This is a genomic window from Nocardioides stalactiti (genome assembly GCF_014180715.1).
In the GTDB taxonomy this organism is placed as follows: Bacteria; Actinomycetota; Actinomycetes; order Propionibacteriales; family Nocardioidaceae; genus Nocardioides; species Nocardioides stalactiti.
In genome coordinates this window covers 68,248-77,893 of record NZ_JACEFC010000001.1, presented here as the reverse complement: position 1 = coordinate 77,893, position 9,646 = coordinate 68,248, and the positions used below count along the sequence as shown (strand labels likewise).

Here is a 9,646-nt window from a genome sequence, read left to right as displayed (position 1 = left end):
GGTGGGAGTGTGGACACCATGGCAGGCACCGACCGCGAGGCCCGGATGCGGGGGATCGCGCACGCGGTCGGTGAACCGGTACGACGCTACGTCTGCCGGCGGGCGCCGGCCGACCTGGTCGACGACGTCGTCGCCGAGGTGTTCCTCGTGCTGTGGCGCCGGCTCGACGACGTACCGGTCGACGACCCGCTGCCGTGGACCTATGCGGTCGCCCGCGGCTGCCTGGCCAACGCCCGGCGCTCGGCACGCCGTCAGCTGAGCCTGGTGGAGCGGATCAGCCGGATGGACCCGCCGGTGCCGCTGCCGGCCGAGGACCCGGAGCACGCCGACCTGCACGCGGCCCTGGCCCGGCTCGCAGCGCTGGACCGGGAGGTCGTGACGCTCTGGGCCTGGGAGGGCCTGGCGCCGCGGGAGATCGCGACGGTCACCGGCCTGAGCGCCAACGCGGTCAGCATCCGGCTCCACCGTGCGAAGTCGCGGCTCGCGCTCGACCTCGGACGAAAGACCTCCGGCACTGCCGGACAGGAACCAGGCGAAGGGAGGCGGTGATGGACGACGAGCTCCAGGCCCGGCTGCAGGCAGCCGATCCGGCGCGTGATGATGCGCCCGCCTCGTGGATCGATGACCTGGTGGAGGCGACGATGATGGACGACGACGCGCAGGACGGGACCACGGTCCCCGGTNTGCTCGGGTCGCTGCCCTGGCGGTCGTCGGGGGTGGCGCCGTGGCGCTGACCTCCGGGGACGACGACGACCGCGGGCGCGACCCGAGCACGGCGGCGGAGCCGCCGACGGTGCTCGACCTCACGCTCCCGGCTCCGAACATGATGCAGATGTGCGTGCAGTTCTCGGCCGAGGTCCTCGAGCCGGTCCAGGTCGCGTTCTCCGGGGTGGCGACCGAGGTCGACGGCACGACCGCCACCCTCACGCCCGACCACTGGTACCGCGGCGAGGAGGCCGACCTGGTGGTCCTCGAGGCGCCCTCGCCCGACGTCCTCCTCGAGGGCGGCATCGTGCTGGAGGAGGGCGAGCGCTACCTCATCAGCGCCGACCGAGGCCAGGTCGCGACCTGCGGCCTCAGTGGTGTCTACACCGAGGAGATGGCTGCGGTGTACGACGAGGCGTTCGGCGGCTGATCGGAGTCCGACCGGGCACCGCCGCTCACCAGTGGTACTGCGAGTAGTCGCGGTCGCGGTTGGACTCCTCGTAGTCCTGCTGCTGCTCCTCGGCCTCGTCGTTGCGCTCCTCGAGCTCGCGCTCCTTGCGCTCCTGCTCGCGCTGCTCCTCCTGCTGCTGCGGGTCCTGGTCGTCCTGCTGTTGCTGGTCCTGCTGCTGTTGTTGCTGTTGCTGCTGGAGCTTCTCGCGCAGCCGCTGGTCGACGGTCGCCGCCTGCTCGGTCTGCTCGGGGCCGCGGCCGGAGTCGGTCGGGCACCCCCCCTCGGCGAGGGTCGCGATCCCGGCCTGCCACTGCGCAGCGGCGCCCTCGCCGTCGCCGTCGGCGAGCGCGGCGTCGCCGAGCGACTCGTGGGCGAGGGCCTCGTTGATCCGCACCGTGCACTCCTCCTCGGCCGGGACGTCGAGCAGGGCCCGGGCGTAGAGGTCGAGGGCGGTCCCGAGGTCGCCGTCGGCGTGGTGGGCGGCGCCCTCGTCGAAGGCGGCGATCCACGGCTCGAACCAGTTCCACGTGCTGTTGGCCGCGAACTCCTCCGCGGACGCTGCGAAGTCGCCGTCGTCGAAGCTGCCCCGGCCGTCGGCGTCGTGGGACACCATCACCACGACCTTGATCGCGAAGCCGAGCGCGACCAGCGCGGGCACGAGGCCGACCAGGAGCAGCGCCAGCCGCACCCGGCTGCGGGTGCTGGTCGTGGGCGGCGGCGCGGTCCGGTCCGGGGCGGCCAGGGTGGGGGCGCTCATCGGGTGGCCTCCTCGGGAGCCGGCTGGAGCGTGGTGTGCGCAGTCCACAGGGCGCGCCACCACGTCCGCAGCTCGAGGAGCACGAGGGCCAGCAGGAGCAGGCCGAAGAGCCAGGTCAGGTCGTGCTTCGCCGGGGCGCCCTCGCCCTCGTCGTACGCGTAGGTCGCCTCGAGGTCGGCAGCGACCCGGTCCATCCCGCCCGGCTCGGTCCGGTGGGCGTAGTCGATCTCGAGCTCGCTCGCCACCTGCTCCAGGTTGTCCTCGTCGATCCGTGAGATCGCGTCCTCGCCGGTCTCCTGGTCATAGACGTAGCCGTCCTCGACGGAGAGGTCGTCGGCCTCCGGCATCCGGGCGCCCTCCTCGGTGCCGTAGCCGAGGACGATCCCGCCGTCGACGAGGTCCTCGAGGTCGGCGTACGACGCCTGCTCGCCGTCGGCGGTGTTCTCGCCGTCGCTGACGAGGACCACGAGCCGGCGTCGGTCGGGGTGCTGCTCGTCGGCGCGCTCGAGGACGTCGCGCATGGTCTCCAGCGGCCGGTCGGCGAGCGACCCGCTGCCGTCGAACGGACCTTCGAGGCGCAGCGTCTCGACGGCGGTTCGGAAGGTCGTGCCGTCGCTGGTGAAGGGCAGCTCGAGCTCGACGTCGTGCCCGTAGGTGAGGAGCGAGAAGCGGGCACCGGGCAGGGCCTCGGCGAGCGCGACCAGGTCGGCCTGGGCGCCGAGGATCCGCGGGCCCGCCGCGTAGTCGAGCGCGGCCATCGACCGGGTCCGGTCGACGACGACGAGCACCTCGATGTCGGAGGACTGGGCGGGCGCGGCGCGGGTGCCGAAGCCGGGCTGGAGCAGCACGACGACGAGGACGAGGAGGATGGCGGCACGGCGGCCGAGGACCAGGGCTGTGCTCATGGCGACCGCCTCCGTCCGGCGAGCGTGAGCAGACCCTGCCCGATCCACACCAGCACGAGCAGGCCGACGCCGATGCCGGCCACGACCTGGCCCCACCGCGGCTGGTCGAGCGTCTGCACCAGTGGCGGCCGCTCGATCTTGGCCGCCTCGAGGTCGTTGATCTCGTCGACGACGTCGGCGGCCGACCCGCCGGTGCCGAGCTGCGAGAACGAGCCGCCCGTCTCCGAGGCGACCGCCTGGAGGCCGTCGATGTCGCCGTCCTTGTCCGGCTCGCCCGGGTTGGCGATCACGTGGACGACGACCCCGTCCTCGGCGGCGTACGTGGCGGCCTCGCGGAGGTCGTAGACGCCGACCCCGCGCTGCTCGCCGTCGGTGGCGAGCACCAGCGCGCGGCCGCGGTCCTCCTCGATCCGGTCGAACCGCTGCACGCACGAGACCAGGCCGTCGGCGACCAGCGAGGACTGCGCGTCGCGAGACTCGCTCCAGGTGCCGACGGTGTAGTCCTCGAACTCCTCGCTCGGATAGATCTCGCTCCAGCCGTCGAAGGCCCGCTCCGCCTCGGCGAGCCGGTCGAGGACGAAGGCGTAGTCGTCGGTGAGGGGGAACTTCGTGAGGGCCGCGTTGTTCCAGACGGTGAGGCCGATCCGCTCGCCCTGGAGGCCCTGGACGATGTCGCGGAGCTCCTCGATCACCTCGACGTTCCACGGCGCCGTCGACCCGGACGCGTCCAGGCAGAGCATGATGTCGCGGGCCGACTCGTCGCGGTCCATCGTCTGCGTCTCCTGCACCCGACCGCCGAGCACGATGCCGCCCGCGCAGGCGACGAGCGCGGCGACCGAGCCCAGGCCGCCCAGGACCCGGCGCTGCTGGACCAGGGCGCGGTAGCGGGGGAGAGAGCGCAGCCGCGCCGCGTGGGCGACGTACGACGCGCCCGCGGGGTGGCGCCTCCGCCAGACCCGCAACCAGCCGACCAGCAGCGCGACCACGACGACCACGAGGAGCAGCGCCAGCCACGGCCACCGCAGCTCGCTCTCGCTCGTCGTCCAGCTCAGCTCCACGACGTCACCAGGTAGCGCGCCCGCAGGACGGCCTCCTCGAAGCGCTGCTGCGCCTCGCCCACGTCGTCGGGTGCGAACTCCGGCGGATACATCAGCTCGATCGCGTCGACGAGCTGCGGCGGCGCGTGCCGGCGGAAGTCGGCGAGCGCCATCGTCCGCGCGGGCAGCGGGGTGATCGTCTCGACGTAGGACCGGATCGCGTCACTGAGCTGCTGATGGCCGTCCCGGGGTGCCAGGTCGCCGGAGCGGACGTGGCCGTCGATCCGGGCGATCCGGTCGAGGTACTGCTGACGCACGGACGGTCCGTCCGGCCGGCGCCAGGCGACGACCTCGGGGCGGTCGTGCTCCCGGGTGAACCAGAGCACCGCGACGAAGTAGAGGGTGACCGCAGCCAGCGCCAGCAGCGCGAACCACACCCACCGGTCGTCGTACGCGACGGGTCCGTTGAACTCCTCCTGGAGCTCGGCGGCCCGGAGGTCAGCGGCGCCGAGCATGACGGTGCCTCTCGAGGACGCGGAAGACGGCGGCGATCGCCGACTCGGTGTCGCGGACCCGCTCGTGGACGACGCCGAGCTGGTCGAGCCGCTTGCGGAGCTGGGTCTCCTCGCCGGCGACCAGGGCGGCGTACTCCTGGGCCAGCCGGGTGTCGCCGCGCAGCCACGACGGCCCCCCGGTGCCGGCGTCGACGTCGACCAGGCGGCGCGGGGCACGCTGGCCCCCGCCGTTGACGGCCGAGCCGGCGGCGAGGGTCGGATCGAGGTCGCCGATGGTCAGGAACAGCACCTCGTGCTGCGCGGTCAACCGACGCAGCGACTCGGCGAGCGCGTCGGACACGTGGGTCTCGTCGGAGACGACGACGAGGATCGTGCGACGGCGGATGGCGCGCGCCACGTAGTCGAGGACGGCGGTCAGGTCGCTCGGCGGGGCGTCGGGGGAGATCGCGTCGTGGATCCTGCCGAGGAGCCGCTCGAGCGCGAGCTCACCGTTGTCCGGCGGCCGGGCGTGCTGGCGCCGGGCGTCGCCGTGGACGAGGGCGACGAGGTCGCCGTGCCGGACGGCGAGGTAGCCCATCACGCCGGTGACGAAGACAGCCAGCTCGCGCTTCGACACCTGTGCGTCGTTCATCGCCGCCATGCTGCGACCGGTCGACACCGCGAACAGCACCGTGTGCTTGCGCTCGGCGACGTAGCGGCGCACCAGCAGCATCCGGCTGCGGGCCGAGGCCTTCCAGTCGATGTCCTTCACGTCGTCGCCGCGGACGTACTCCCGCAGGTCGTTGAAGTCGATGCCGCGGCCCACCTGGATCGCGGCGTACTCGCCCTGGAGGAGCCCGCGCACCTTGCGGTGCGCGTGGATCGAGAGGCGGGTCTTGACCCGGGTCAGGTGGGACACAGAGGGCCGGCTCCTTCCTCGTCCCTCAAGGCGTGGGTACGGCGCGGAACACCGCGTCGATCACGCTCTCGGGCTGCACCCGGTCGGCGAGGGCCTCGAAGCTGAGGTGGAGGCGGTGGCGCAGCACCGCGTGGCGGAGCTCGCGGACGTCCTCGGGGATCACGTAGTGGCGCCCCTGGACGACGGCCATCGCCCGGGCGGCCTGGAAGAAGGCGATGCTGCCGCGCGGGCTGGCGCCGATCTCGACGTAGGCGCCGAGGTCGGGCCCGAGGAGCTGGTCGATGTGGCGGGTCGCGCGGACCACGGAGACGATGTAACGCCGGATCGCGGGGTCGACGTAGACCCGGCGCACCATCGCCTGGAGCTCGATGACGTCCCCGATCGTCGCGACCGCCTCCACCCGCTCGGAGTGCTGACCGAGGGTCCCGTCGTCGACCCGGTCGAGCACCATCAGCTCGTCGGACTCCTCCGGGTAGTCGACGACCTCCTTGAGGAGGAACCGGTCCATCTGGGCGTGGGGGAGGACATAGGTGCCCTCCTCCTCGATCGGGTTCTGGGTGGCCAGCACCAGGAACGGGCTGGGCAGCGGGTGGATGGTGCCGGCGATCGAGGTCTGGCGCTCCTGCATCGCCTCGAGCATCGCCGACTGGGTCTTGGCGCTCGCCCGGTTGATCTCGTCGAGCAGCACGAAGTGGGAGTGCACCGGGCCGAGCTGGGTCTCGAACTCGTGACGACGCGGGTCGTAGACCTGGGTGCCGATGATGTCGCTCGGCAGCAGGTCCGGGGTGCACTGGATCCGTGAGAAGCCGGCGCTGATCGCCTGCGCGAGTGTCGACGCCGCGAGCGTCTTGGCCAGGCCGGGGACGCTCTCGAGGAGGACGTGGCCCTCGGCGAGGAGGGTCACCAGCAGTGCGGTGCGGATCCGCTCCTGGCCGACGACGCGGCTCGACCAGGCCGCCGAGATCCGGTCGACCGCGTCGGTCGCGCGCGCGACGTCGTCCGCGGTGAGCGGGGCGCTGGGCTGGGCGGTGCGGGTGTGGTTCATCGACGGACAACCTACTCGCGGGCCGCGAGGCGGGAGCGGAAGTCGTCGTCCCGGCGCAGCCGGGCCAGGTCGCGCTCGCGTCGCTCGGCGATGACGGCCGCGAGGACCTGGTCGACCGGCGCGCCCGGAGGTGGTGCCGGGGCGGCGTGCTTGCGGACCTCGGTGAGGAGGTCCTCGCCGATCCGCTGGCGGGACGCGGGGTCGAGGGTGGGGAGGCGACCGAGGTACTGGCGGACGGCGAGGGCCAGGCCGGTCGGGAGGGTGGCCAGGTCGGCGCTGCGCGCCCACTGCGCGAGCGGGGGCGGCATCACCGGCGGCATCGGCAGGTTGAGCGTCACCCGGTCGCGGACGACGTAGGTCCCGGCGGCGTAGTCGCCGAGCCGCTTGCCGCGCTGGCTGACCAGCATCGAGAAGAACGCCGGCACGCCCGAGAAGGCGTAGATCTCGACGAAGCCGATGAGGGCCCGGACCAGGGCGTGGTGGAACGTGATCGGACCGGCGTCGTCGCGGACGGTGCGGAGACCCAGCGCGAGCTTGCCGATCGAGCGCCCACGGGTGAGCGTCTCGAGGACGGTCGGGAAGACGGCGAAGGTCACGACAGCGGCCGCCACCGCGGCGACGTCGACGAGGGCCTGCGAGACGTTGACGGTCGCGACGAGCAGGACCAGCAGCGAGACGACGAAGATCACCATCGTCACCAGGAAGTCGATCAGGCCGGACGCCAGCCGCAGCCCCAGGCTGGCCGGCGGCAGGTCCAGGGCGACGCCCTCGCCGGTGACGAGGTCGTCGGACGTGATCGTCGCGAATTCCATCGCCGCCAGCGTACGGGCACGTCGTACGGGTGCCCGTAGGGTTGGGGGGGTGCCGCGCATCGACCTCGACGCCTATGTCACCGCGCACGCGCACGAGTGGCTGCGGCTCGAGGAGCTGGTCAAGATCCGGCGGCCCACCGGGCCCGAGAGCGACGAGCTCGTCGACCGCTACCAGCGCGTCGCGACCCACCTCTCGGTGGTCCGTACGTCGGCACCCGACGCGGAGGTCGTCTCCTACCTGTCCTCCCTGCTCGGCAGGGCGCGGATCGCGATGCTCGGCGCGCGGGTGCTCAGCTGGCGCGCGGTCGGCCGTTTCTTCACCGAGCAGTTCCCCGCGGCCCTCTATCGCCTGCGGTGGTGGTGGCTCGGCTGCGTCGCGGCCAACGTGGTCGTCACCGCCCTGCTCATGTGGTGGCTGGTCGACCACCCCGAGGTCGAGCAGACGCTGCTGTCCCCGGGCGAGGTCGACGACCTGGTCAACAACGACTTCGAGAGCTACTACAGCGAGAACGCCGCGAGCGCGTTCGCGACCCGGGTCTGGGTCAACAACGCGTGGGTCGCGGCCCTCTGCATCGCGTTGGGCATCCTCGGGCTGCCGGTCCTCTACCTGCTGTTCCAGAACATCCTCAACGTCGCCGTCATCGGCTCGATCATGACCCGGCACGACCGTGCGGACCTGTTCTGGGGGCTGATCCTCCCGCACGGCCTGCTCGAGCTCACCGCCGTGTTCGTGGCGGGGGGCGTCGGCCTCCGGCTGTTCTGGTCGTGGGTCGAACCGGGAGGGACCAGTCGGGCCGCCTCGCTCGCCCAGGCCGGCCGGACCGCGATCACCTGCGCCCTCGGCCTGGTCGCCGTGCTGTTCGTCAGCGGCATCATCGAGGCCTTCGTGACGCCCTCACCGCTCCCCACCTGGGCCCGGATCACGATCGGCGTGCTCGCCGAGATCGCGTTCCTCCTCTACGTGTTCGTGCTCGGCCGTCAGGCCGCCGCGGCCGGCCACACCGGCGACATCAACGCCGACCTCCTCGAGGACCGGGTCGCCACCCAGGCGTGACGACCTGCCCATCTTGCGGGGCCGACTTGCCCGTCTTGCGGGGCCGAGTCGCCCGTCTTGCGGGGTCGACTTGCCCGTCTTGCGGGGCCGCGTTGCCCATGGCCGCCCGGGAACCCGGCACTCCGGCCGGCGACCCGGCAGGTCGGCGGATCAGAGGAGCCCTTGGGCCTTGAGCGCGAGGTAGTGGTCGGCGAGGGCGGGCGGGAGCCGTTCGGCGTCGGCGTCGACGACGTGGACGCCGAGGCGACCCAGGACGCCGGTGGTCCACTCGCGGCGACGCAGCTCCTGCTCGGCGGCCGCGGCGTCGTACACCTCGTCGACGGAGTCGCGCGCCTCGGCGAGCCGGTTGAGCTCGGGGTCGCGCACCGACGCCAGCACCACGCGGTGGTGCCGGGTGAGCGCGGGGAGGACCGGCAGCAGGCCCTGTTGCACGGCGGCAGGCTCGACCGGCGTCAGCAGCACGACGAGGGCCCGCTGCTTGCCGAAGCCCTGGACCGCGCCCGCGAGCGTGTCCCAGTCGGCCTCGGCGATCATCGGCTCCAGGTCGGCCATCGCCTCCTGGAGCCGCAGCGCGATGTCGCGCGCGCCTGATGCCCGCAGCCGGGCACGGACCTTGAGGTCGCCGGCGACGAAGTCCACCCGGTCGCCCGCGCGCGACGCCAGCGCAGCCAGCAGCAGGGCGGCGTCCATCGCAGCGTCGAGTCGCGGCACCCCGTCGGCCCCGCCGACGCGCCCGGCGGCGGTGCGGGAGGTGTCGAGGACCAGCACGACCCGCCGGTCGCGCTCGGGCTGCCAGGTCCGGACCACCACGTGCGGCGTGCGGGCCGATGCGCGCCAGTCGATGGAGCGGACGTCGTCGCCGCGGACGTACTCACGCAGCGAGTCGAACTCGGTCCCCTGGCCGCGCACCCGCACCGCCGCTCGGCCGTCGAGCTCGCGCAGCTGGGCCAGTCGCGACGGCAGGTGCTTGCGGGAGTCGAACGGCGGCAGCGAGCGGACGGTGCCCGGCAGGTCGAACGTGCGCTGCTTCGCCGACAGCCGCAGCGGTCCCCAGGCCCGCACCGTGACGCCGTACGAGCGCAGGTCGCCGCGGCGCCAGGGCCGCAAGGACGTGCGCAGCACCCGCCGTTCCCCCGCCGGTACGACGACGTGGTGCCGGTTGCCGCTCGCCCCCGCGGTGGGCTGCCAGGCGTCGCGGACGTCGAGCCGCAGGCTGCGGCCACCGTCGTTGCTGACGGTGACGACCGACTCCGCGGGGTCGCCGAGCCGGACCGTGCCCGGCTCCTTCCGGTCGAGACCGGCCGCCCCCGGGGCGGGCGCGAGCAGGAGGTCGGTGGCGACGAAGAGAGTGACCGCGAGCAGCCAGAGCAGCACCGTGCTGCCCGACGGCCGCAGCACCACGGCTGCGACGCCGGCCAGCAGGAGGAGTGGGACCCGCCCGGAGATCACCATGCGTCGAATCGGGAC

At 73.1% G+C, this 9,646-nt stretch carries 11 protein-coding genes; 3 read left to right on the top strand and 8 right to left on the bottom strand.

Features of this window, described 5'->3' with window-relative positions; genetic code table 11:
* Nucleotides 1-18: 18 nt before the first annotated feature.
* Nucleotides 19-549, top strand: a complete 531-nt coding sequence (locus tag H0487_RS00455; RefSeq protein WP_183092254.1) for an RNA polymerase sigma factor — start codon at nt 19-21, stop codon at nt 547-549.
* A gap of 175 nt (nt 550-724) precedes the next feature.
* Nucleotides 725-1,135, top strand: a complete 411-nt coding sequence (locus tag H0487_RS00445) for a hypothetical protein (protein ID WP_183092252.1) — start codon at nt 725-727, stop codon at nt 1,133-1,135.
* A gap of 25 nt (nt 1,136-1,160) precedes the next feature.
* On the opposite strand, the gene H0487_RS00440 is transcribed toward H0487_RS00445, so the two are convergent.
* From H0487_RS00440 to H0487_RS00410, 7 genes are read right to left on the bottom strand one after another with little or no spacing between them, the layout of a single operon-like run.
* The gene (locus H0487_RS00440; RefSeq protein WP_183092251.1) at nt 1,161-1,913 is read right to left on the bottom strand and encodes a hypothetical protein; all 753 of its coding nucleotides are present in this window, start codon (nt 1,911-1,913) and stop codon (nt 1,161-1,163) included.
* Complete coding sequence (locus H0487_RS00435) at nt 1,910-2,818, bottom strand: vWA domain-containing protein (RefSeq protein ID WP_183092250.1); 909 nt, start codon at nt 2,816-2,818, stop codon at nt 1,910-1,912. The genes H0487_RS00440 and H0487_RS00435 overlap by 4 nt, the downstream gene beginning before the upstream one ends.
* Nucleotides 2,815-3,876 (bottom strand): vWA domain-containing protein, encoded by a 1,062-nt coding sequence (locus H0487_RS00430; protein ID WP_183092249.1) that lies wholly within the window; start codon nt 3,874-3,876, stop codon nt 2,815-2,817. Before H0487_RS00430 ends, H0487_RS00435 begins: the two co-directional genes overlap by 4 nt.
* Nucleotides 3,867-4,370 (bottom strand): hypothetical protein, encoded by a 504-nt coding sequence (locus tag H0487_RS00425; protein ID WP_183092248.1) that lies wholly within the window; start codon nt 4,368-4,370, stop codon nt 3,867-3,869. Before H0487_RS00425 ends, H0487_RS00430 begins: the two co-directional genes overlap by 10 nt.
* A complete protein-coding gene (locus tag H0487_RS00420; protein WP_183092247.1) occupies nt 4,354-5,268 on the bottom strand; it encodes a DUF58 domain-containing protein in 915 nt (304 codons plus the stop codon). Before H0487_RS00420 ends, H0487_RS00425 begins: the two co-directional genes overlap by 17 nt.
* Nucleotides 5,269-5,293: 25 nt before the next feature.
* Nucleotides 5,294-6,313, bottom strand: a complete 1,020-nt coding sequence (locus H0487_RS00415; protein ID WP_183092246.1) for an AAA family ATPase — start codon at nt 6,311-6,313, stop codon at nt 5,294-5,296.
* Between the two features lie 11 nt (nt 6,314-6,324).
* Nucleotides 6,325-7,125 (bottom strand): RDD family protein, encoded by an 801-nt coding sequence (locus H0487_RS00410; RefSeq protein WP_246382821.1) that lies wholly within the window; start codon nt 7,123-7,125, stop codon nt 6,325-6,327.
* A gap of 49 nt (nt 7,126-7,174) precedes the next feature.
* Here H0487_RS00410 and H0487_RS00405 point away from each other — a divergent pair, with 49 nt between their 5' ends.
* Entirely contained in the window at nt 7,175-8,179 is a 1,005-nt protein-coding gene (locus tag H0487_RS00405; RefSeq protein WP_312855766.1) for a stage II sporulation protein M, read from the top strand.
* A 150-nt stretch (nt 8,180-8,329) separates the two neighbouring features.
* Here the strand turns inward: H0487_RS00405 and H0487_RS00400 are convergent, their stop codons facing one another.
* A complete protein-coding gene (locus H0487_RS00400; RefSeq protein ID WP_183092245.1) occupies nt 8,330-9,631 on the bottom strand; it encodes a DUF58 domain-containing protein in 1,302 nt (433 codons plus the stop codon).
* Between the last annotated feature and the right edge of the window lie 15 nt (nt 9,632-9,646).

What these genes read in the sequence shown, in the direction of transcription:
- H0487_RS00455 (WP_183092254.1), top strand. Translation starts at nt 19, where the DNA reads ATGGCAGGCACCGACCGCGAGGCCCGGATGCGGGGGATCGCGCACGCG.
- H0487_RS00440 (WP_183092251.1), bottom strand. Translation starts at nt 1,913, where the DNA reads ATGAGCGCCCCCACCCTGGCCGCCCCGGACCGGACCGCGCCGCCGCCC.
- H0487_RS00435 (WP_183092250.1), bottom strand. Translation starts at nt 2,818, where the DNA reads ATGAGCACAGCCCTGGTCCTCGGCCGCCGTGCCGCCATCCTCCTCGTC.
- H0487_RS00425 (WP_183092248.1), bottom strand. Translation starts at nt 4,370, where the DNA reads ATGCTCGGCGCCGCTGACCTCCGGGCCGCCGAGCTCCAGGAGGAGTTC.
- H0487_RS00415 (WP_183092246.1), bottom strand. Translation starts at nt 6,313, where the DNA reads ATGAACCACACCCGCACCGCCCAGCCCAGCGCCCCGCTCACCGCGGAC.
- H0487_RS00410 (WP_246382821.1), bottom strand. Translation starts at nt 7,125, where the DNA reads ATGGAATTCGCGACGATCACGTCCGACGACCTCGTCACCGGCGAGGGC.
- H0487_RS00400 (WP_183092245.1), bottom strand. Translation starts at nt 9,631, where the DNA reads ATGGTGATCTCCGGGCGGGTCCCACTCCTCCTGCTGGCCGGCGTCGCA.